23 protein-coding genes and 1 riboswitch are annotated in these 21362 nt (G+C 34.7%); of the genes, 2 read left to right on the top strand and 21 right to left on the bottom strand.

All coding sequences use genetic code 11. The annotated features are described in order from the left end of the window. Nucleotides 1-70: 70 nt before the first annotated feature. The 11 genes from MJG50_RS13670 to hflX all read right to left on the bottom strand — a co-directional run bounded on the left by MJG50_RS13670 (nucleotide 71) and on the right by hflX (nucleotide 8951). On the bottom strand, nucleotides 71-298 hold the full coding sequence (locus MJG50_RS13670) for a DUF2198 family protein (protein ID WP_240256383.1): 228 nt from the start codon (nucleotides 296-298) through the stop codon (nucleotides 71-73). 113 nt (nucleotides 299-411) lie between these two features. After that, nucleotides 412-1995, bottom strand: a complete 1584-nt coding sequence (locus MJG50_RS13675; protein WP_240256302.1) for a peptide chain release factor 3 — start codon at nucleotides 1993-1995, stop codon at nucleotides 412-414. A gap of 451 nt (nucleotides 1996-2446) precedes the next feature. Further along, nucleotides 2447-2536, bottom strand: a riboswitch (cyclic di-GMP riboswitch). Between the two features lie 19 nt (nucleotides 2537-2555). Further along, nucleotides 2556-3134 carry a helix-turn-helix domain-containing protein gene (locus tag MJG50_RS13680; RefSeq protein ID WP_240256303.1) on the bottom strand — a complete coding sequence of 193 codons (579 nt, stop codon included), beginning with the start codon at nucleotides 3132-3134 and terminating at the stop codon, nucleotides 2556-2558. A 138-nt stretch (nucleotides 3135-3272) separates the two neighbouring features. After that, on the bottom strand, nucleotides 3273-4106 hold the full coding sequence (locus tag MJG50_RS13685) for an MBL fold metallo-hydrolase (RefSeq protein ID WP_240256304.1): 834 nt from the start codon (nucleotides 4104-4106) through the stop codon (nucleotides 3273-3275). A 132-nt stretch (nucleotides 4107-4238) separates the two neighbouring features. Continuing rightward, a complete protein-coding gene (locus MJG50_RS13690; protein ID WP_240256305.1) occupies nucleotides 4239-4883 on the bottom strand; it encodes a FusB/FusC family EF-G-binding protein in 645 nt (214 codons plus the stop codon). A 154-nt stretch (nucleotides 4884-5037) separates the two neighbouring features. After that, nucleotides 5038-5301 carry a CD3324 family protein gene (locus MJG50_RS13695; protein WP_240256306.1) on the bottom strand — a complete coding sequence of 88 codons (264 nt, stop codon included), beginning with the start codon at nucleotides 5299-5301 and terminating at the stop codon, nucleotides 5038-5040. A 212-nt stretch (nucleotides 5302-5513) separates the two neighbouring features. Beyond that, nucleotides 5514-6104, bottom strand: a complete 591-nt coding sequence (locus MJG50_RS13700; RefSeq protein ID WP_240256307.1) for a hypothetical protein — start codon at nucleotides 6102-6104, stop codon at nucleotides 5514-5516. Nucleotides 6105-6124: 20 nt separating this feature from the next. Then, nucleotides 6125-6763 (bottom strand): hypothetical protein, encoded by a 639-nt coding sequence (locus tag MJG50_RS13705; protein WP_240256308.1) that lies wholly within the window; start codon nucleotides 6761-6763, stop codon nucleotides 6125-6127. An 11-nt stretch (nucleotides 6764-6774) separates the two neighbouring features. Then, the gene (locus MJG50_RS13710; RefSeq protein ID WP_240256309.1) at nucleotides 6775-7173 is read right to left on the bottom strand and encodes a permease prefix domain 1-containing protein; all 399 of its coding nucleotides are present in this window, start codon (nucleotides 7171-7173) and stop codon (nucleotides 6775-6777) included. Next, a complete protein-coding gene (locus tag MJG50_RS13715) occupies nucleotides 7170-7499 on the bottom strand; it encodes a PadR family transcriptional regulator (RefSeq protein ID WP_240256310.1) in 330 nt (109 codons plus the stop codon). Before MJG50_RS13715 ends, MJG50_RS13710 begins: the two co-directional genes overlap by 4 nt. Before the next feature lie 180 nt (nucleotides 7500-7679). Then, on the bottom strand, nucleotides 7680-8951 hold the full coding sequence (hflX, locus tag MJG50_RS13720) for a GTPase HflX (RefSeq protein WP_240256311.1): 1272 nt from the start codon (nucleotides 8949-8951) through the stop codon (nucleotides 7680-7682). Between the two features lie 513 nt (nucleotides 8952-9464). On the opposite strand from hflX, the gene MJG50_RS13725 reads away from it, so the two are divergent. After that, the gene (locus MJG50_RS13725; RefSeq protein WP_240256312.1) at nucleotides 9465-11198 is read left to right on the top strand and encodes a methyl-accepting chemotaxis protein; all 1734 of its coding nucleotides are present in this window, start codon (nucleotides 9465-9467) and stop codon (nucleotides 11196-11198) included. Nucleotides 11199-11231: 33 nt separating this feature from the next. Here the strand turns inward: MJG50_RS13725 and MJG50_RS13730 are convergent, their stop codons facing one another. The 7 genes from MJG50_RS13730 to MJG50_RS13760 all read right to left on the bottom strand — a co-directional run bounded on the left by MJG50_RS13730 (nucleotide 11232) and on the right by MJG50_RS13760 (nucleotide 17833). After that, on the bottom strand, nucleotides 11232-11822 hold the full coding sequence (locus MJG50_RS13730; protein ID WP_240256313.1) for a histidine phosphatase family protein: 591 nt from the start codon (nucleotides 11820-11822) through the stop codon (nucleotides 11232-11234). 128 nt (nucleotides 11823-11950) lie between these two features. Beyond that, nucleotides 11951-12820 (bottom strand): peptidylprolyl isomerase, encoded by an 870-nt coding sequence (locus MJG50_RS13735; RefSeq protein WP_275695619.1) that lies wholly within the window; start codon nucleotides 12818-12820, stop codon nucleotides 11951-11953. A gap of 13 nt (nucleotides 12821-12833) precedes the next feature. After that, nucleotides 12834-14276 carry a S1C family serine protease gene (locus MJG50_RS13740; RefSeq protein WP_240256314.1) on the bottom strand — a complete coding sequence of 481 codons (1443 nt, stop codon included), beginning with the start codon at nucleotides 14274-14276 and terminating at the stop codon, nucleotides 12834-12836. Between the two features lie 584 nt (nucleotides 14277-14860). Then, nucleotides 14861-16270: a sensor histidine kinase gene (locus MJG50_RS13745; RefSeq protein ID WP_240256315.1), complete on the bottom strand. Its 1410-nt coding sequence runs from the start codon at nucleotides 16268-16270 to the stop codon at nucleotides 14861-14863. Nucleotides 16271-16277: 7 nt separating this feature from the next. After that, complete coding sequence (locus MJG50_RS13750; protein ID WP_240256316.1) at nucleotides 16278-16982, bottom strand: response regulator transcription factor; 705 nt, start codon at nucleotides 16980-16982, stop codon at nucleotides 16278-16280. 176 nt (nucleotides 16983-17158) lie between these two features. After that, the gene (locus MJG50_RS13755) at nucleotides 17159-17485 is read right to left on the bottom strand and encodes a hypothetical protein (RefSeq protein WP_240256317.1); all 327 of its coding nucleotides are present in this window, start codon (nucleotides 17483-17485) and stop codon (nucleotides 17159-17161) included. Nucleotides 17486-17632: 147 nt separating this feature from the next. Next, entirely contained in the window at nucleotides 17633-17833 is a 201-nt protein-coding gene (locus MJG50_RS13760) for a hypothetical protein (RefSeq protein ID WP_240256318.1), read from the bottom strand. Nucleotides 17834-18358: 525 nt separating this feature from the next. Between MJG50_RS13760 and MJG50_RS22395 the strand changes: the two genes are divergently transcribed. Continuing rightward, entirely contained in the window at nucleotides 18359-18484 is a 126-nt protein-coding gene (locus MJG50_RS22395) for a Fic family protein (protein WP_431307292.1), read from the top strand. An 84-nt stretch (nucleotides 18485-18568) separates the two neighbouring features. On the opposite strand, the gene MJG50_RS13765 is transcribed toward MJG50_RS22395, so the two are convergent. From MJG50_RS13765 to MJG50_RS13775, 3 genes are all read right to left on the bottom strand, one after another. Beyond that, a complete protein-coding gene (locus MJG50_RS13765) occupies nucleotides 18569-19507 on the bottom strand; it encodes a cation diffusion facilitator family transporter (RefSeq protein ID WP_240256319.1) in 939 nt (312 codons plus the stop codon). Between the two features lie 11 nt (nucleotides 19508-19518). Further along, nucleotides 19519-19827, bottom strand: a complete 309-nt coding sequence (locus tag MJG50_RS13770; RefSeq protein WP_240256320.1) for an ArsR/SmtB family transcription factor — start codon at nucleotides 19825-19827, stop codon at nucleotides 19519-19521. Nucleotides 19828-19944: 117 nt separating this feature from the next. Further along, the gene (locus tag MJG50_RS13775) at nucleotides 19945-21204 is read right to left on the bottom strand and encodes an ATP-binding protein (RefSeq protein WP_240256321.1); all 1260 of its coding nucleotides are present in this window, start codon (nucleotides 21202-21204) and stop codon (nucleotides 19945-19947) included. Between the last annotated feature and the right edge of the window lie 158 nt (nucleotides 21205-21362).

The raw sequence follows: 21362 nt of genomic DNA on the forward strand, positions 1-21362 counted from the left end.
TACGGCAATTAATCCGGCGTTAGCGAGATTAATTCGGCGTTACGGCAGTTAATTCGGCGTTAGTATTGTCTTATGTTTTCACTCTTTTTACCATTCGTTTAGAATATAAATATCCTATTATAAGTGAAAGAATATCCGCTATTCCTATGTAAATCGAATCAGTATAGCCTTTATAAATAGAAGCAATAATTAATGCAGTTGCTAACAATAGCCCCACATAATGGTTATATGTAACCCGTGTAAATAAAACAACGAGTAAAGCAGGCAAAATAAGTGCCAATATCAACTTAAGAATCAAATAAATCAAATCCCTTCACCATTTTCCATACCTAATAAATATAACAAAAAAAGCTGATCCATCTCTATGGGAACAGCTTTTTTTAATTACGTAAATATGTCACTTATATGTTTTTACACACTTTTATAATCATTACTCTCCATTAAATCGATCAACTCAATATCTTTGTTCTTATCTTGAAAATATCGATACGTAAAATCATTCTCAAACAAAACCGCTAGACGGTCATGACGGTCACGAACTAACAAACTTCTTGAATCAAACAATCGTGGATCAACATCCTTGTTGCCAATCCATCTAGGGATTCGGTTTCCGATATTTGTAAACTCTACCGAAACATTATATTCCGCTTGCAATCGATACTCAAAAACCTCGTATTGAAGTTGGCCAACAGCACCTAAAATAAATTCCTCATTCGACTCCTGCTTGTATAATTGAATAGCACCTTCTTGAACGAGCTGTTCAATCCCTTTTCTAAATTGCTTTGCCTTCATAACATTTTTCACGCGTACTTTACGAAATATTTCTGGTGGAAAGGCAGGTAGCTCTTGATAATGAATGTTTTCCTTACCTTCTGTTAACGTATCACCAATTTGATATACATTCGGATCATAAATACCGATAATATCACCTGGATAAGCCACATCAACAGTTTCTCTACTTGAAGCCATAAATTGTTGTGTTTGGTTTAATTTTATCGATTTATTTGTCCGAGTAATTGACACACTCATTCCACGTTCAAACTTACCTGAGCATACCCGAAAAAAAGCAATCCGATCTCGGTGCTTCGTGTTCATATTAGCTTGGATTTTAAAAATATAGCCTGAAAATGTTTCTTCCTCAGGTGGAATTAGTCCTAAGTTTGTTTTCCGTGGCTTTGGAGGTGAAGCAAAACGTAAAAAAGTATTAAAAAACGTTTCAACACCAAAATTTGCAAGGGCACTTCCAAAGAAGACAGGTGTAAGCTCTCCTTTGGCTACACGTTCAACATCAAATTCATTCCCTGCCTCATCCAATAATAAAAGCTCTTCCTTCGAGCTATCGTAAACTGGATTTTCAGTAATCGTAGGATGTTGACCATTCTCAAGCTCTTCAAATGAAATAATTTCTTCATCTTCATTACCATTAAAATGAACAAATTCTTCATTATATCGATCATAGATACCTAAGAATCTTTTCCCCATCCCAATTGGCCAGTTCATTGGGTAGGATTCAATCCCAAGTACCTCTTCAATTTCTGATAAAAGCTCAAGCGGATCCTTTCCTTCACGATCAAGCTTATTAATGAACGTAAAAATTGGAATACCCCTCATTCGACAAACCTTAAATAATTTGATTGTTTGAGGCTCTACTCCTTTTGTTGAATCGATAATCATTACAACACTATCAACTGCTGTTAGTGTACGATACGTATCTTCACTGAAATCCTCATGTCCAGGTGTATCGAGGATATTTACATAAAAATCATCATAAGGAAAACTCATCACAGATGACGTAACTGAAATACCACGTTGCTTTTCAATTTCCATCCAATCTGATGCTGCATATTTTCCGGTTTTCTTACCTTTGACAGTCCCTGTTTCACGAATTACATTCCCAAAATATAAAAGTTTTTCAGTCATTGTTGTTTTACCCGCATCAGGATGGGAGATAATTGCAAACGTTCTTCGCTTTAATACTTCATCTATATAAGCCATAGTTTCTTCCCTTCATTTCGTCCATTTGATAGGAGATTACACTTCAGCTTACCTCCTACGTTTAACGAAAAAACTATATCATATTTAAAAAACAACTACAATGGAAATCGCTATTCAATGATTATGCAAATTAATGGAGTAAAATATTAAATCTGTGATTTACATCACATACCACTCTTCCTATTCCCACTATAATTAAGGTATTAATACAACCTAAAGGAGTGTATTGTTCATGTTCATAGCTTACCTTATAACCTTTAGCCTCTTTGCAATCTGCACCACCTTCTCAGTAATGGGTATGAATGCAATGAAAGCAGCAGACCGAGAACACTTAAAAAAAATCTCACAATAAAATGTCATCATAATAAATAGGGGAGAAATTAGGTAGTAGAAAACATACTCTAATTCCTCCCCTTTTTTAATTGTCATCAAAAAAAATAACCTTCCATTCTATAGCAACCCGGCCGCCTTAGAGTAGAAATCCTCCTTAGGCCCGTGGGCTTTGCGTCATCGTTTTTCAACAACTTTGCCTTTTGTATAGTTTGGTTTTAAAGTAATATCTAATGTATTGCCTTCTTCATACTATTTAATCTCTGATACTTTCGCTGAATACTAACTGCACTTCGATTTAATCTTTTTCCAATATCAGAAAAGGTTTGTCCTGTCGAGACGAGTTCAATCATGGAATGTATTTCGATAGTTGTCCATGCCTTGTAGTTAACCTTTTTTTCTGTATATCTTTCAGAATCCACCCAAGATGGTTCAGGAATGATAGATTGTCTCTCTATTTTTGAAAAGTCAATCCGTTTTTTATTATTCTTAGCCCATTCCCAAAAATCCTCAGGTTTGATGAAATAGAACTTTCTCGTATTTCTAGTAGCCTTCTTAGTATACTTAAGTCCATGATTTTCAATCCAAAGCTTAACCGATTTTGGATCAATTTTCAATAACATAGCTAGTTCATGCATCGTAAGCTGGCCTGTAAAGGATTTCGTATTTGAAAGCCCTAAACGTTTGATTTTCAAGTCAACAGCCGTTTCGGTTCTGTTCAATTGTCTAGAAATAGTTGATATTTTCATGTGACCAATGTTTTCTTTCAAAAATTCAATTTCTTCAAACGTCCAATTTCTTCGTTTCAAATCAAAAATACCTCTCTTCATTCTTATAATTACTAAGAATGTAAGGCTTTTTGATGACATTCCAATAATACCAAGAAATACCTAACAAAGACATAGGAAAAAAGTCCTAATAAAAACCTTTCATAATATTCTCTCTTTCTAGTTTACGAAGTGACTATTTTTTGGGAGAGCGATGTCATCAAAGTCACGAACCAATGTAGCCAGTGCAGTTGTTAGTTCTTCACCTGACATTGGTAAACCGTGTCCTGTAACAGCAATTTTTGGTTTCAATTTTTCAAGCTTGATAACCGATTGTTTTGCTGCTACCCAATCTGGTGTGAAATATTTGGGTGGTCCACTTATTTCCTGCTTTTGCACCATTACCTTGAAAAGAGATTCCTGCTTCACTGTGACAAAGGCATCTCCTACAATGAGAGCACCATCATCTTCCCTAAAAAAAGATACATGTCCAGGAGTGTGCCCCGGAGTATGAGTCCAAGCCCATCCTTCCATATAAGGAACACTATGGTCCTCAGGTAATACGTGAACATGGCTTCCAATATTAATTCCATGATTTGGGAACATCGGGGACATTTTCGCTACTAAACCACTAGAAACAGTTGGATCCCCCTCAGGATAGTTTGCTTTTCCAGTCAAATAAGGAATTTCCTTCATATGTGCATATACGGGTATATCCCAAATCTCTATTAACTTTTCAATTGCACCAACATGATCAAAATGGGCATGTGTCAAAATTATTGCATTAGGCCTCGTATTCTCACCGAATTGCTCTTTTGCAGCCTCGATAATATCATCTGCAGACTGTGGCATTCCTGCATCCACCAATACCCAGTCATCCTTCGTCCCTACAAAGCAAACATTCACAATCTGAATCGGCAAACAAAAAATATCTGGTAAAATAGCCTGCCCAATTCCACTTGTTATTGAAGTAACTGGAAGATAATTATCTTCTAGCGTATTTTCATTTTCCATTTCAATTCCTCCGATATATTTATCCTTCCACTACTATTTAGAGTTCCCCATTTATTAGGTAAAATTACGAATTGGCTAGTTTAGTTAGAAGGGTTTATTTCTAGTTATTTCGGAGGAAAATCAATGCATTTTTTACACTTTAAATGTTAATAAAGAAATAAAATCAGTTAGTTTTTCAAGTGAGGATATATTGTGATTACATTTTTGACTGTCCTTACAAATATAATTCCCTCTTTTAATAAACGTTCCTTGTGTCAAACCTTTTGTTTCTGTCATGAACATCCCTATTTCTTCAAATTTATTACAAATCACACAATTACCTTTTTTATTAAGTGGTTTAAATGTACCTTGTAAACCGATTAACTTGTTTTCGCAGATAGTAATTAAATATTTCTTTTGAGAGCCTTTGTCATCCCATCCTAAATATGTGATTTCTTTTAAATCAATGTTTTCTAATGATGGTGTTTTTAACTTTTTGACCTTTGGAAATAGTTTCTTTATCGCATGTTCTGAAATGGTTTTAAACGGTATAACAAAAGGCTTTACTTTCTCTAAAAATTCATCAGCCTGTTCCTTATCCTCGATTTCTACAATTGGTTGAAGCACCTTTCTTTGTTCTTCACTTATGTCGATAAATAAACCGATTACTTTCTCTATTGCAAGCGACTTCATCGCATTTAAAACTACCCTATCATTAACGGAAGTGTGGCCACTAACTAATGCTTGTGCCTGAGTACGGATAAAATTAAATTGTTCGTTTCTAATAAAAGGTTCCATATTTATCACTCCTATTCATGGTCATACACATGAACGATATCACTCATATACCTTATACAATTTTTAATTGAGATAAAATGCAAAGAATAACTATGAAATAAACTTTACATAGTAAAAGCACTGATTTTTCGCAAATCAGTGCTTTCATACTTTTTTATTTAGTGTATACGATTTTTTTTATTGTCTCTACAGAAAGGTGATAATCATTAGCTAATTGATCAATCGTCCTTCCATTTTTAAAAGAAGTTTTAATCGAAACATTTCGATCATCAATGTACTTTCTCGTTCCAGAGCGTGTACCCCATTTCTTATGGGTAGTTTCTGGTTTCGGAATATATATTGTTTCTCCTTGAACATATTTTTGAATTTCTGATATCAGCTTTTCGGGTAAAATAGCTGTTGCCTTTACATATGCCATTTTTTCCAGCTCCTTATTCTATTAATTAAAAATAAGGTGCAAAGCCAGTGTATCAGAAAAGCAAACTTGGGCGATGTATGATATTAATTCCACCCCATGCAAAGTATCGCCTTTCCAATACTAGGCTTTGCATGAGACGTTTTAGTATCAGGTATTTTCATTTTTGATACCATCCATCGTCACCTCCCACTTAATCGACTGGTTTATTCTCATTATAAAGGAATTGGAGTACTAATTGAATTCCCAAAGATTTGATCTTTTTCCATGACCTTTTCCTCTGATATATTTGAATAAAAATGAAGCTTCCCTCGATAAATTAATTTGAGAGACTGTATGCCTAATAAATCATGAGGTTTACACTGACAGGGTGATTTATCAAGCACAACTTGCCCTTCTTTTAAAATCGTTGCTACAAATTGAGAGCAAAAGAAGGCATTTTTTCTATTAAGTTGATATTTTAGCATGACCGCAAATAGACCTATTAAATTATATTTGTATGAATCCCTTTTTTCTTCAATTTGTTTGACCTTCATTCGCATTTGATTATAATTAGATTCCGAGATTGTAAAGCTATAAATTTCACATTTCGCCTTTTTAAATAGACCTTCATCTATTTTCTCCCTTACAAATCCTCCTATAAAAGGATTATACGGTTTTTTACGGCCGAAGCTAAAAATCTCTTGTAATTGATGATCGAATGATAATGAAACATGATTATATCTTTTTTTCGTATATAATTTTATTAATCTAGTGAATAATGTGCCAGTGTCAGTAAAAATAAGATAAACTCTTCTTTCTTCCATTATAAGCAACACCCTCCTGATCAGTGTTTTAGGCTCCTTTTATATACAAAATAATACATACTTAATGGCCACCATAATACGCAAAAAATAGGGTAAACAGCCCATATTGTATTGGGTGATGAAATGATGTTTACAGTAATAAAGAAGGCACTAATTAAAACACTCGCTTGAATGGAAAATGCAAAATATGTTTTTCTACGAGCATGGTATAAACTAAGCGGCCACCATAATACTACAAATGCTGGATAAACAGCCCAGGGATAGCCAGGTGAAAGAAGTATATTCAAGTCCGAATAATAGAGAATCGTAGTTCCAGCACCAATCCATGCTACTGCCAGCGTACCAGCTTTCTTGCCTAGAAACACAAGAATCGGCCACCAAATGATAGGGAAAATAGCATATAAAAACCAAAGATGTTCGGGCGAATTTAAGATGTTCTCAATGATTAAAAAAATAATAATCAGTGTACTTATCGAAAGTGAGAAGTACTTATATTTCTCTTTTTTCAAGCAGTATAAACCAATTGGCCAAATCAACAGTAAAATAGAAGGATAAACAAACCAAAGGATATTTTTACTTGTTAAAAAATTGACAATCATGAAAAAAACAATACTCATACTACTTCCTACTATCGCAAAACCGATATCATGTTTCCTCATTTCACTCCTCCTTATTTTGAACGCAGCCATTGAAAATACATTGTTAAGGGCCACCATAATACAGCAAAGGTTGGATAAACAAACCAGATCGTATCAGGGGAATAATAGAGATTAATAAAGATAAAAAGTGAAATAATTAATAGACTGCCCCATATTGAATAGCCTAAATTCAATTTGGACATATTCCTTTTCACTGGTCGCTTAATTCCTAGCTCTTTTTTTAACTCATCAATATCACCAAAATCAACAATTGCCTTATTTATAGCATCCTCTTCTTCTTTTCCCTGCTCCTTTAAATCCCATACCTTTTCTTCAAGATTTTCTAATACTTCTTGCATGATTGCCTTTTTTTGTTCACTATCTGGTATGTCTTTAAATAACTCAGCTACATGGTCTTTTAATTTCTTCAATTTAATCCCTCCATAAATAAGTCGATAATTTCTTTTGTTTCAATCCATTCTTCAATCATCTCTTTTAAGTAGGCCTTTCCAAGTGTTGTGATCGTGTAATACTTCCTTTTCCCGCCTTGAGAAACATTACCTAAGTAAGATTCTATTAATTCCTTTTTTTCTAGTCGTTGAAACACGGCATAAAGGGTTGCCTCTTTAATTTGGAAACGATGGTTAGTTCGTAAGCTGATTTCCTTGGATATTTCATATCCATACCTGTCTTGTTCTAAAATTAGCCGTAAAATTATTGAATCCAAATGTCCGCGAATAAGATCGCTCCTAATCATGTTTACACTTCCTTGTTTCATCACTATTCTATCTGATAGAGTAATCTTACTCGAAATTACTCTATCTGTCAAAGTAATTATTAACATTTTTTTCTTATCTATAACGATAAAAAAATGACGTCCCCACTATATTAGGGGACGCCCGACAATTTTAAAAACAATATTGTTTACGTTATCCTTTTAGATAATCCTGACTTCATTTACTACATATTCATGAAATTTTTTAGCAGCCGCTTTTTTACACTCAACACGTAATTTCGTCCCACCTTCTTCATATTCAGTAGACAAAACATGACCATGCTCACTGAAGTACGATACAATATCACCTTCTGAATAAGGAATCAACAGGTCACATTGAACATAATCAATGAAGATTCTCTTACTAATTTGCTGAGTCAGTTCTTCTATTCCAATTCGGTTTTTAGCGGATATATATACATCTTCACCTTGAATTTGTGGAAGATCTTCATTCATTAACTCCGCCTTGTTATAGACATATAATATCGGAATATCTGTAACACCAATTTCTGCTAACACTTTATTTGTTAGCTTCCTCTGTTCCTCATGATTCGGATTCGAAAAATCGACAACGTGAATGAGTAAATCTGCTTCTGTCACTTCCTCGAGTGTCGAGCGAAATGCCTTCACTAGATGATGTGGGAGCTTGTTGATAAAACCAACTGTATCCGTCAGTAAAAATGATTTATTATTAGGTAATGCTATTTTTCTTACCGCTGTTTCTAATGTTGCAAATAACATATTTTTTTCAAAAACTTGCTTCTCTTCACTATTCCCTAAAGCTTCAAGCATTGCATTCATAATGGTCGACTTTCCAACATTCGTATAACCAACTAAAGAAACTACGGGAATTTCATTTTTATGACGTTGTTTTCTTTGTGTCTTTCGTTGTGCAACTAAATTTTCGAGCTCCTTCGATAACTTTGCAATCTTCTCTTCAATTTTTCGGCGGTCTAGCTCTAGTTTTGTTTCTCCAGCACCCCTATTTTTTAAACCAGAACCGCCACCTTGACGTCCGAGGGATTCGCGCATCCCAACTAGGCGTGGAAGCATGTATTTTAATCTTGCAACCTCAACCTGAAGTTGTGATTCTCGTGTTTTTGCACGTTCAGCAAAGATCGCCAATATAAGCATCGTACGGTCAATTACTTCACAATCTAATTCAGATTCTAAATTTCGAATTTGTGAAGGTGACAACTCATCATCAAAAATCACCAAATTCGCATCTTTCTCTTCCATCAATGCCGCTAATTCTTGAATCTTTCCTTTTCCAATATAATGAGATTTATTTATTTGATTTAAATTTTGGGTAATTTCGGCTAGAACATTCACATCACAGGCCTCAGCTAAATTCTCTAATTCCTCCATGGAATATTCAAATTCCTCTTGATTATTTTTTAGATTAACCCCTACTAATATTGCATTTCGTTCCATATATATTCCTCCTATTTCCTTTAAAAAATAAAAAACACAGACAATCTGCCTGTGTTCGAGTAAACGGTTGGAATATAACAAAATAAGCCGTTATAGAATTTATTTTCGAAGTGAAAATAAGTATCTATTTCGGTAATAGAAAGGCCCATATTGTAAAAATTCCCATTAAAAAAGAGGACAAAAAAGAGGGTAGACTCGCGCCATTTCCCTCTTATCCGTTAAAATAAGGTATCCTATTGTAGGCAGACCAATCCCGTTTACTCTGCACGCAGACAGAGCTTGAACATATTCAGTTATTGTTCAAATTTTGGATTCGAATTCTACCAGAAATCAACACTAGGAACCCTCCGTTCATTAAAAGTTAGTTCAATCTTAACAGGTGAAAAATAAAAATGCAACCCCATAACCATCCATACCTTCACTTGCCTTCCATATTTTATTTAATGAATTTCATAACTTATTGTGCCTATACTTTTATTAATATACATACAATAAAAGTTAAGGGAGGAAGTCATGAAAAAAGTTAGCAGTAAATTAGCATTTGCATTAATAATAGGCTTGTTAATTGTCTTAATTGGGAATACATTAATGCTATTTAAAAATAGTAAAAATACAGTCGAATCAACGATTGCAAATTTCGGTATTACGATCGCAGATAATATTTCCACAAAATTTGATACAAAAGCATATGAAAGATTTTTAGAAAACCCAGTTGAATCAGATACATATTGGAATTTACGAGAGGAACTAAATGACTTTCGTGAAAAAATCGGTGCGTTGTATGTATATACAATTAAAATAGATGAAAAACAAAATGCATTCATCATGATCGATGGACAAGTAAAAGGTTCAGAACAAGCATCTGAACTAGGAGAAGCAAGCTCAGCGGTCAAATACAAAGATGTAGAAAAAGTCTTAAATGGTGAAGGTTCAAGTGCTCCAATTATACACGACCCGGAATATGGTGATTATTTATCCGCGTATGTTCCAATTAAACTCAATAATAAAGTAATCGGAATTTTAGGTGTAGACATTGCGGCAGAGAATGTCGACGAGATTAGTTCCGAAGTATTTCGTTCAGATCTTCCATTTATGGTCATAACCAACGGCATACTCATCTTTCTAATCATTATACTATTGGCTTGGAATATACGTCGAAAATTAAAACCATTGGAGACGATAAGTATTGCTGCAGAAAAGATGGCAAATGGAGACCTATTAAATGCTCAGGAGCAGATTACGAAGGTAAAAGTGAATGGGGAGGATGAGGTCAAACAAGTAACTCAATCTTTTCAACATATGACACAGAACAACATTGATATGATTAATGATATTAAGCAATCTTCAAATTTATTATTAAATTCAACGAACGAAATCAATCAAAAAATGAAGATAATTAATCAAGCAAACGATGAAATAATCGGAAATATTCAGGAGGTTGCCATCTCAACTGAAACACAATTAGAACGAAGTGAAGAGACGGTAAAAGCTATTGAAGAGATGTCAATCGGTATCCAACGTATTGCAGAGGCTGCAACTGATGTAAGCGAGAAATCATCTAATATGGAGAAGCATGTGAAAGATGGTTTTGATGAAATTCAACTCATTATTAATCGGATTAATAATATGAAGGATACTGTCACTGAATCGTCCAAGGTAATTGAAGAGTTAGGGGAGCAAGCAAATGAAATCGGTATGATTGTTGGACTCATATCAGGTGTAGCAGAACAAACAAACCTACTTGCGTTAAATGCTGCAATTGAAGCTGCAAGAGCAGGTGAACATGGCAAAGGATTTGCCGTTGTGTCTCAAGAGGTAAGAAAGCTAGCTGAAGAATCGAGTAAATCTGCTAAACTAATTGAAGATCGATTAAATCATTTCAAATTTACAATTGAAAAAGCTGTCATGAATATGCATGAAGGAACCAAAAAGGTAGAAGAGGGTGCCTTAGCGGTTAATCATACACAAGAAAAATTCAAATCCATCCTTCATGATGTTGAATTAGTAACAGATGAAATACAGGATGTATCTGCCATTACTGAAGAAATGTCCGCTGGTTCCGAAGAAATCTCAGCATCAATTGCAGAATTTGCATCTCTTACAAAAGAGACTGCCGATTCCACAAAAAATGTGGCGGCATCTACTGACCGACAATTGGAATCAATGGATACAATTTCAGAATTAACTTCCACACTTAATGAATTATCTTTAAAACTCGAGCAATCAGTTAAAAGATTTAACGTATAAAAAATAGCCACTGCCCTATGCAGTGGCTTACACTTATTTCGATATGAATTCTGGTGTTAGATGAGAGACTTGATTATACTTTTGAAGCTCCCATTCACCATTTTCAAAATGAATATGAGAAAATGAGGCATTACGTAATCTTGATTTTCCATATCCAAGTTTACCGTTGGAAACCTCATCTAAAATCGCATTAATAACTGCCCCATGTACGACAAGGAGCACCTTTTTATTCTCGTACTCCTGCTGAATTTTTTTCAAACCACTCATAAGCCGATTTAATAGTGTTTCGACATCCTCCTGATTTGGATACTGACCATCAGGATACAACTTCGTCCGCTCTTCAATTGTCATACCCTCCACTTCACCAAAACCTCTTTCGACAAACTCCTCCATTTCCAAAAATGACAATCCAATTGATTCATTGATAATTTCCGCAGTTTGTCTAGCTCTCTGAAGCGTACTCGTAATTATTACATCCCATTCAGTTGATCCCTTAAAAAAATCTCTACATAGTTGTGCTTGCCGAATCCCTTTTTCATTCAGTGGTATATCTGTTCTTCCTTGGATTCTACCAATTGCATTCCAATCTGTTTCACCATGCCTTATTAAACAAATCGTAGTCATGAGATCACACCCTTCATATCTATAAAACTACTATAACACCATTTAAAAAAATAGTGTTTTGGTAAATAATTTAATGCAAAAAAGCCGCCTATAGGTAGACGGCTTTGAATCTATATAAACTTTTTCTCTTATAAATTTCTATCTATCTCATATTCCTCCATTTTTTCTGTTAACCATGTGGAATACTCATCATTTATTTTTTGATCGTATATTGTTTCCTTAATCGTGTCTTTACTATCTTCATAGTTTGCTGCAGTTGCTGCTTTTTTATCAGTTACTTTAATAATATGATAGCCGTTTTCTGTTTTAACAGGGTTGCTGATATCATCAATCTTCATCGAAAATGCAGCTTTTTCAAATTCCTCCACCATATCACCTGCTGAAAAATATCCTAAATCTCCACCAGATTCAGCACTTGAATCAGTGGAATATTCCTTAGCTAAATCCTCGAAATTAGCACCTTCATCAAGTTTTTTCTTCACTTCCTTTGCAGTCTCCTCATCTTCTACTAAAATATGACTTGCTTTCACTTGCTCAGGAGTAGCAAATGAATCTTTGTTTTCTTCAAAATACGTCTTTATTTCATCATCTGTAACCTCAACACGAGGCTCAAGTAGCTTTTTTGTTTGAATATAGAATTTAACATCATCCTTGACATCTTCCATTGTAAATCCTTGAGTTTCCAATGATGATTTTAGGGCATCCTCTCCCCCATATGCTTCAATCAATGCATCCAATTCACTATCCATTTCCTTATCAGAAACGGTTATCTTTTCTTTTTTCACCTCAAGTTCAACAATTTTATTTGAAATAAGTGATTCTAATGCATCTGTACCATATTGATCCGTGAGAAGTTTATACAATTCTTCTTTGTGGATTTCTTCCCCATTTACACTTGCAACTACATCTTTATTTTTAAATGAGTAGCCAAGGATGATAATCAAGGCGATTCCAATGATCGCCCCTGTTATCCATATAAGTTTTCGGTTTCCTATCATATTCAGATCCTTTCTAGTCTATTTGACTAGTAGTACTTGTTAATGTTAATTTGACTTTTTTATATTGACCAGAACGGAAAAGACCAATTTCTACTTCATCACCAATTTTACTTTTTGTATAAAGGAATTTACGTAAATCCATAGAGTTCGTAATTTCATTGTCATTAATTGACACAATTACATCTTGAACCTGAATACCTGCTTTGGCTGCTGAAGAATTTTCAGCCACATTTGTTACCATTACTCCACCTTTTACCTTGTCAGGTAGATCATTATAATACATTTGTGGAACTTCCTCTAAGCTTGCCAAACCGATGCCGATATATGGTCGCTCAATATGTCCTTTTTCAATAATTTGATTAATGATTGGAACTGCATCATTACTAGGAATCGCAAAGCCTAATCCTTCTACCCCACTATCAGAAATCTTCAAGCTATTAATACCAATCACTTGTCCTTCTGTATTGATTAATGCTCCACCACTATTCCCAGGGTTAATTGCTGCATCTGTTTGTATAACATTAAGCGCCCAATCGCCTGCTGATGTACTGACAGATACTGAACGATCTGTTGCACTAACGATTCCTTGAGTAACGGTACGTGATAAATCAAGACCCAGTGGGTTACCGATTGCTAATACTTGATCGCCTGGGCGAAGAACAGATGAATCACCAAATGATAGAACAGCTTCAACATTTTTCGCATCAATTTTTAATACTGCTAAGTCTGTTAAAGCATCAGAACCAATTAGTGTCGCATTCACCTTTTCCCCATTGTAAAGTGATACTTCAAGATTATTTGCTCCTTCTACAACGTGGTTATTCGTGACAATATATGCGATGTCACCTTTCTTTTGAAAAATAACCCCTGAACCTGAACCACTTTCTACATCACTCGAACTTTGTTGACCAAAAATATTCTGTTGTTTTTGAAGGTTCACAATTCCAACAATCGCCTTCGAAGATTGTTCCACAATATCAGCAATTGAAGTTTCCCCCGCTTTTGTAGCAGTTGGTTGAATCTTCACAGAACCAGAGGCTGCAACACTATCTTCTGCATGTTCAACTTTTGGATTGGAATCTGAATTAAATAAATCCTGTAACCCATCTGTATGAGGCGCAACAGTCAATGTTAGAACAGAACCAACAACACCCGCAGCAATCATTGATAGGAAACTCTTAACCTTTGGTTTTGATTTTTTTACGGGTTGGTTTGTATGCTGGGTACTTCTTAGTTGTTCAAATTCCTTCACTTGAGTAGGTTCCTCCATTTGAACTGGCTGGTAAGCTTGTTCGACTTGGTTTGATTGTTCCATCTCTACAATTTTCTCAGGTTGAACCGGCTGCGTATCTACAGGTCGATCTAGACGTTGAAGTTCTTCTAATTGATTTGATTGAATCTCCTTTTCAATAGGCTCATCATGATTATTTATATTATCGTTATTATTTTCATTCATCGTAAAAATCCTCCTTAACTCTTGTTCATGTTCTTATCTTACCTTACAATTATGACCAAATTATTAACAAATCTTTAAAAGTGTTGGAAAAATTGAAAAAGCCCACGACAGTAGATTAGCAGGATGAAAAACAGTACATCGCAAAGTGAATTAAATAGCAAATCATATAAACTTCATAGTCAAAAGGCTTAGAGATGAAAATATCCCACAGCCTTTATAAAATTTTCCTTTTTTCACCAAACCACCCGTAAGTTGTACAAGTTCATTAGATGCTAAAGCGAGTTTGTTAATTAAGCGGAGAAATTTCTCTTAATTAGAAAAAAGCATTGAAAATAGTTAAAATAGACGGAGAAATTCCGCCTATTGTCTCGAATAACATGAAAATTGGGGGATTTGCTTCGCATTAGCGGAAAACCTTCCCTTATTTAGCACGAAACGAGCTCCAATTTGCATTTAACCGAAAAATCTCCGCTAATTTTGATATCTAAAGAAACAAATTATGTTACGGAGGCGTATGCTGGATAAAAAATCCCCTCTTATTTGAAACTAAAGAAAACCCACCTATTAGATTGGTGAGTTTTCCTTCAATTACGGTTCGGAAATGTAATTGTAAATTTCGTACCTTTATTCTTTTCACTTGTTACTTCAATTTCACCGTGATGGAGCTGTACTAACTGTTTCACAATTGATAGACCTAGCCCGAATTGACCGAATGGGTTACCTGTTCTTGAGACATCCGCCTTATAAAAACGATGCCAAATTTTCTCGACCTCTTCTGGATCAATGCCTATTCCAGTGTCTTCAATTTCAATAATTGTTTCCCTGCTGTCCGACTTCCCGCGCAGCCATACAGTTCCATCCTCGGTAAATTGAATGCTATTTTTCGTAATATTAATTAGGATCTGAATTAAGCGATCATAATCAGCTGTAATGATGACATTTTCATCTACCGAAATCAGAATTTGAACATTTTTTTCATCAGCCTGAATTCCAAGTTGTTCCTTAATAATTTCAAAAACTTCAACTAGCTCGATATCCTCCATATTCAAGGTCACTTGATTTGAACGGATTTTTTCGTAATCTAGATTTTCATTCACAAGGCGGATAAGCCGCTTCGTTTCATGACTGACTAATTGAATTCCCTTTTCCTTTTCATCTTCTGGAATCAGGTCATTTTTCAAACCCTCGATTACACCACTTATCGTCGTTAATGGTGTACGCATCTCATGTGAAACATCTGCCATGAATTTACGTCGTCTATTTTCTAAGCTTTCAATTTCCTCCATTGATGTATTCAGCTTTGCCACCATTTGATTAAAATCTTGAGACAGCTCACCAATTTCATCAAAATTCGATGAAGGCAACTGAACCGAATAATCGCCAGAAGCAACACTCGATGTTGCATCCTGTAATTTTTTTATTCGAATCACGTGAACCCTCGATAAAATCCAACTCATTAAGAGTGAAACAGCTAGAGCAATGAGAACTGTGTAAAAGAGATACCTGTTAATCTCATTTATCATTTCCCTTGAACCACTAATCGGCGAGGCTAATAAAACACCGCCAATAAACTGTTCATTAATAATATATGGAATTGCAACAAAGGTTACATCCTGTTCAAAGCGCTTGATTTCAAGTGGTTTCGTAACCTTTTTCCCACTCCGAAACTTATCCCATTCCTCTTTTGTAAACTTAATCATCGGAACATATCCACTTTGTGGATTCACACTTAATCCATTTTCGTCAAATACACCAAATAAGATATTCTGCCCATTCAATACATTTGAATATTGAGTCAGCAAAGAATCAAGACCTGTGTACGATCGTCCAATATCGTTTAAAATACTTTCACCATATGAGGTCAACTCGTCAACTTTATTTTGATACACCAAATTTTCAACATAATGTGCAAATAATAGACTCAAAATTAGAAACGCAACAATGATGACACTAAGATGGCTAATAAGCTGCTGGTACATATATTTAATCTTCATCTAACATTTACCCCTCAATAGGCTCCACTGTTTCATCGAATTTATAGCCGACACCCCATACTGTGTGGAAAAACGGCTGATTGGTTGTCCCTAGTTTTTTGCGAAGGCGTTTAATATGCACATCAACCGTCCGTTCATCTCCATAAAATTGATAGCCCCACACTCGGTCTAGCAATTGCTCTCTAGAGAAAACTTGTTTCGGATGCTGAACAAAATAATACAAGAGATCAAATTCCTTCGGTGTTAAATTTGTAATCGCATTTCCATTTAACACTACTTCCCTCGTGTCCTTATTTATTGTAAAATGCTCAGTATGTAGAGCCCCTTTTTCATCAAGTGTGGTTGCTGATTGTTGGTATCGACGGGTTACTGCTTTTATCCGCGCCATTAGCGCTAACGGACTAAATGGCTTTGTCACATAATCATCAGCCCCCATCTCAAGGCCCAATACTTGATCTGATTCACTATCCTTTGCTGTCAGCATGATAATTGGCACTGTACTTTTTTCCTCACGAATCTTCCGGCAAATCGTGACTCCATCCATCCCTGGCAGCATCCAATCAACAATGATTAAATCCCATTTTCCACCCTTATATCGGTTAAAGCCCTCAAGCCCATCATGGACAAATTCACCCTCAATACCTTCCTTTGAAAAAAACATCTCAATCATTGAACATACACTTTCATTATCTTCGATCACTAGTACCTTCATCACGAACAACTCCTATAAGGCAAAATTACTCTTTCTACAAAGGTAAATCTTATTTTGATGATACGCAACTTTTTTCTACATTCATTCTAAATTTAGACAAAAAAAAACACCCTACTGGGTGCTTTTACATTTCCCTTTTCTATCCACACAAACGATGAGTTTTATAGAATTGGACCTTACCTCAAAATATGGCTATACCTTTTCTCCAGTTTACTAAACCTTTTATCGAATGCTTTTTGTCTCATAAAAAAGGCTAATGCTTTCTTGGCATCTTCTATTTTATTACATTTAAGATACGACTCAATGATTAATGAAAAGTCAGGATTATAATAATAATTCTCTTCATAATTCATAAATGCTTTTTTAAAGTAGATTATTGCTTTTTCATATTCTTTTTCTTTCACATAAAACATACCAATCGTATACTCAATATCCCGTTTTCTATCTGTAAAATGACTGTTTTCTAAAAATGCTAGGTATAGGTTTAGTTCTTTTTTCCTCATACCTATAAGCCTTAAATAACCTCCTCGCATAACTAGATTATCGAAAGTCTTTATTGGCTTAAAATAAAGGAAATAAATAAAAATGATTATAAAGATAACACCAAATGTAAAACGCAAATTATCCAGCCCTCCACCTCTTTATCGTTACTATAGAATAATTAGAGAGTATGCTAGTCCCAGTAAGCCCAAATAAAAGAGACTCGACCATGAATCTAACGGTTCTGAAAAGAACGCAATCGTCATTGCGGCTTTCTCTTTTTTACTTTTTGACTTCATGAAAGAAATTGAGAACATGGTCAATGAAAGGCATGCGAAAATAACACTACATACGATAATTACAATCTTCATTTTGGCTACACTCCAAATAAAAGTAAAAAAGGGAACGTCAAGTAAATTTATATTCATTTATGAGTAACGTTCAAAGCTTCCACGGAAAATATTTATGAAAATATAAAATCCTTTTGATTTTAACACGTCATCACTGTGATTACGTTAATATTCTATTCAATTTTCCATGGTAAATATTTCATTTCATAGAACCAGATTAAAAGTTTTCTTTTAAAAAAGGGTTCTACTAACGTTTAAAGTATTAATATGTTAAGAATGTAGATTTCTCCTTTTCCTAAAAACCCTACGATAGCAAGGTTTTTAAAAGAAATAGGTAGGGTAGATGAGTTAGGATCGGGAGTACGAAATACGTATAAATACAATAAGATATACTCCGGGGCAGCGCCGACATTTATTGAAGGAGATATTTTTAAAACGATAATTCCGTTGGCTCATAGGGATAGTGACCAAGCCGATAGAACGGAAGAGGTTCTAGACTTTTGTAAAATCCCGAAAATCCGTAGTGAAATATAAGACTTTTTACAAATTAAGAGTAAGAGATACTTAAGAACAAAAATCCTTAAACCATTAATAAATGGAGGCCTGTTAAAATTAACCATACCAGCTAAGCCAACAAGCCCGAAGCAAAGATATTATACAGTTAGTAAATAGAGCCTATCGTTATCAATTTATTAATTGTTCATTTTTGTCGATAGCAATAAAGGACTTGAATCAACTTCAAGTCCCTTCCTAACCTTACACCTTCATCTCTCCATGCTCTAACCCAGACTTCTCAATCTGAATGGTCGTATGCTCAATTTTGAATTTATCCTTTATTTTATTAATCACTTTTTGTAAAATTTCCTGGCTGTCTTTGTCATCTTCAATTAAGATATGACAGCTTAATGAATCTAGACCTGATGTGATGGTCCAAATGTGTAGATCGTGAACATCAAGAACCCCTTCAATTTCCTCTAATGTTGTTTTTACTTCATCTTGATTAATGGTAATCGGTGTTCCTTCCATTAAAATATGGATGGAATGCTTCAACACACCCCATGCACTTTTTAAAATGAGAACTGCTACTAAAACCGAAATAATAGGGTCAGCAATATACCAATCAAACAACAGCATAAGTAATCCAGCTATAATCGCACCCACAGACCCTAATGCATCGCCAAGAACATGGAGATACGCACTACGTAAATTAACGTTATTTTTCACATCGCCTTGACGAATAAGTGACCAAGCACTAATTAAGTTTGCAAGAAGCCCAATACTTGCAATCGCCATCATTGTACCGCTGGCAACAGTTGGTGGTTCAAAAAATCGTTCGTACGCTTCATATGTGATAAACCCGGCGATGATAAATAATGTCACACCATTAAAAAGAGCTGCCAAAATTTCAAAACGATAAAATCCATATGTTTTCGTTGGCGATGCTGGTCGTGCTGCAAACCAGATGGCCACTAAGCTTAAAAACAACGAGCTAGCATCACTTAGCATATGCCCCGAATCGGACAGCAAAGCCAAACTATTCGTAACTAATCCACCAAAAAACTCTAAAAGCATTATGCCAGTTGTGATAATTAACGCTATTAGTAATCCCTTTTTATTGCCTTCTCTCGATTCCTCAAAATGATGATGGTGGCCATGATGATCATGACTATGACCGTGGTGATGATGGTGCCCCATATTTCTTCCCCCTATTCGTGTTCAATATGATTGATGACTTGGCGAAGCAATGTAATCACGTGATCATCATCATATGTATATAAAAAAGTATTACCTTCTCTTCGATAGGTTACCAATCGTAAATTGCGTAATAAACTAAGCTGATGTGAAACTGCCGATTGCGACATTTCTAAAATTTCCGCAATATGTGTTACCGAGCATTCCTCCTCAGATAACAGGTATAGGATTTTAATCCTAGTTGGGTCACCCAATGCTTTAAAAATTCGTGACGCTTCTTCAATTGTTGTCTGTGATAAAAAAGAATGGTCCTTCTGATTCATGTATTATCATCTCCTAGGAAACTATATGAACATATGCTCATATACAATGATATGCTTATTGGTTAGATTTGTCAATGTTTGAGAAAAAAAAGCATCTCTCGCAATGAAAGATACTTTTTATTCTATATTAGTCGGAATGGTTAGAATTATCTCAGTGCCGTTGCCCGGGGTACTGTTTATTTGAATGTCACCTTTCATACTTTCAATAATTCTAAATACCACCATCATCCCAAGCCCTGTTCCATTACCATCCATCGTAAAATAGGGTTCTCCTAATCTACGTACTACTTCTTCATTCATACCAACACCATCATCCATAATGCTAATATAACATCTTTTATCATTCATAGCGGCATTAATACGAATGGTTCCTCCTAATGTTGAGGCCTCAATACTATTTTTCAAGATATTTACAAGGACTTGAACAAATTTTGAAGGATCTCCTAGAACATAGCTGCTTTCTGAAGTTTCTACTTTTCGAATAATTTCCACGTTCATTTGAGTCGAGTAAGGTTTAATAATTTGAAATGATTTCGAAATCACTTCATTAATATAAATTTTTTCAATCGAATCAGGATATGGCCTAGCAAATGTAAGATAATCTGTTATCACTTGATCTACTTTATCAACTTCATCCAGAGCAATATTATAAAATAACTCTTTTTTCTCTTTAGATAGGTTTTCATCCTCTTTTAATATTTGTAACATCCCACGTATGGAAGTCAGTGGATTTTTAATTTCATGATTGACTCCAGCAGCTAAATGGCTGATTACATCAAGTTTTGCAGACTGGAACAACTTCATTCGATTATTATAATTTGTCCTAATTACCTCTACTGAGAAACTTAAAAGAATGATCCCAATTAAATTAATGGATATAAAGTTAAACCACGTACCAAACGTAAAGGATTTATTATGTAAAATCGTCCAAATGAATAAAACCATTACCGAAAAGATGATATTGACACCTGATGCTAAAAATAATTTATTATATAGCTTTAAACGAAAATAGATTGGTTTCAAGTACAGTATGGTTAGGAATAATAGGACCGTACTAACAATAGACCCGTATAGACCATCTCTTCCCTGAAGAATTGTTATTATAATCGTTTCAAATGTTAAAACAAGACCAGTAATAGGTCCTCCATATAATGTACCAAGCCATAGAGGAATTCTGCGTAAATCAAAAAAAATACCTTGGTTTTCATAAAAGGATGCTGTCATACACAAAAAGATGGCAATTGCTGATGTTGCCAAAATAGTATACTTTTTTACAAAAGGACTATTAGGTCTACTCTCTAACCAAATTTGATGAATCATCATAGTGATAAGAACAATTAATAAGTTGAAAAGAAGATTACTAATCTCATGACTCATCATAATTCTCCTTTTAATGTAATATTCAAGATGCTCTAGTCCGGGAAAACTTCCTTATGATTAATGCGAGCAAAAATGTGATTAATAATTAAATTATTACATAATTATACATAACTGGACAATCTTTTAATCTAATATATTAGAAAATTATTAATCTA

This window comes from Fredinandcohnia quinoae, from assembly GCF_022427965.1.
GTDB classification, from domain to species: domain Bacteria; phylum Bacillota; class Bacilli; order Bacillales; family Bacillaceae_L; genus Ferdinandcohnia; species Ferdinandcohnia quinoae.

Bases quoted from the DNA above. Each gene is read 5' to 3' on its own strand.
- MJG50_RS13685 (WP_240256304.1), bottom strand. From the start codon at position 4,106: ATGGAAAATGAAAATACGCTAGAAGATAATTATCTTCCAGTTACTTCA.
- MJG50_RS13735 (WP_275695619.1), bottom strand. From the start codon at position 12,820: ATGATAGGAAACCGAAAACTTATATGGATAACAGGGGCGATCATTGGA.
- hflX (WP_240256311.1), bottom strand. From the start codon at position 8,951: ATGGAACGAAATGCAATATTAGTAGGGGTTAATCTAAAAAATAATCAA.
- MJG50_RS13725 (WP_240256312.1), top strand. From the start codon at position 9,465: ATGAAAAAAGTTAGCAGTAAATTAGCATTTGCATTAATAATAGGCTTG.
- MJG50_RS13745 (WP_240256315.1), bottom strand. From the start codon at position 16,270: ATGAAGATTAAATATATGTACCAGCAGCTTATTAGCCATCTTAGTGTC.
- MJG50_RS13770 (WP_240256320.1), bottom strand. From the start codon at position 19,827: ATGAATCAGAAGGACCATTCTTTTTTATCACAGACAACAATTGAAGAA.
- MJG50_RS13755 (WP_240256317.1), bottom strand. From the start codon at position 17,485: ATGAGGAAAAAAGAACTAAACCTATACCTAGCATTTTTAGAAAACAGT.
- MJG50_RS13695 (WP_240256306.1), bottom strand. From the start codon at position 5,301: ATGGCATATGTAAAGGCAACAGCTATTTTACCCGAAAAGCTGATATCA.
- MJG50_RS13705 (WP_240256308.1), bottom strand. From the start codon at position 6,763: ATGAGGAAACATGATATCGGTTTTGCGATAGTAGGAAGTAGTATGAGT.
- MJG50_RS13775 (WP_240256321.1), bottom strand. From the start codon at position 21,204: ATGAGTCATGAGATTAGTAATCTTCTTTTCAACTTATTAATTGTTCTT.
- MJG50_RS13730 (WP_240256313.1), bottom strand. From the start codon at position 11,822: ATGACTACGATTTGTTTAATAAGGCATGGTGAAACAGATTGGAATGCA.
- MJG50_RS13700 (WP_240256307.1), bottom strand. From the start codon at position 6,104: ATGGAAGAAAGAAGAGTTTATCTTATTTTTACTGACACTGGCACATTA.
- MJG50_RS13750 (WP_240256316.1), bottom strand. From the start codon at position 16,982: ATGAAGGTACTAGTGATCGAAGATAATGAAAGTGTATGTTCAATGATT.
- MJG50_RS13740 (WP_240256314.1), bottom strand. From the start codon at position 14,276: ATGAATGAAAATAATAACGATAATATAAATAATCATGATGAGCCTATT.
- MJG50_RS13765 (WP_240256319.1), bottom strand. From the start codon at position 19,507: ATGGGGCACCATCATCACCACGGTCATAGTCATGATCATCATGGCCAC.
- MJG50_RS13760 (WP_240256318.1), bottom strand. From the start codon at position 17,833: ATGAAGATTGTAATTATCGTATGTAGTGTTATTTTCGCATGCCTTTCA.
- MJG50_RS13690 (WP_240256305.1), bottom strand. From the start codon at position 4,883: ATGGAACCTTTTATTAGAAACGAACAATTTAATTTTATCCGTACTCAG.
- MJG50_RS13715 (WP_240256310.1), bottom strand. From the start codon at position 7,499: ATGATTAGGAGCGATCTTATTCGCGGACATTTGGATTCAATAATTTTA.
- MJG50_RS13675 (WP_240256302.1), bottom strand. From the start codon at position 1,995: ATGGCTTATATAGATGAAGTATTAAAGCGAAGAACGTTTGCAATTATC.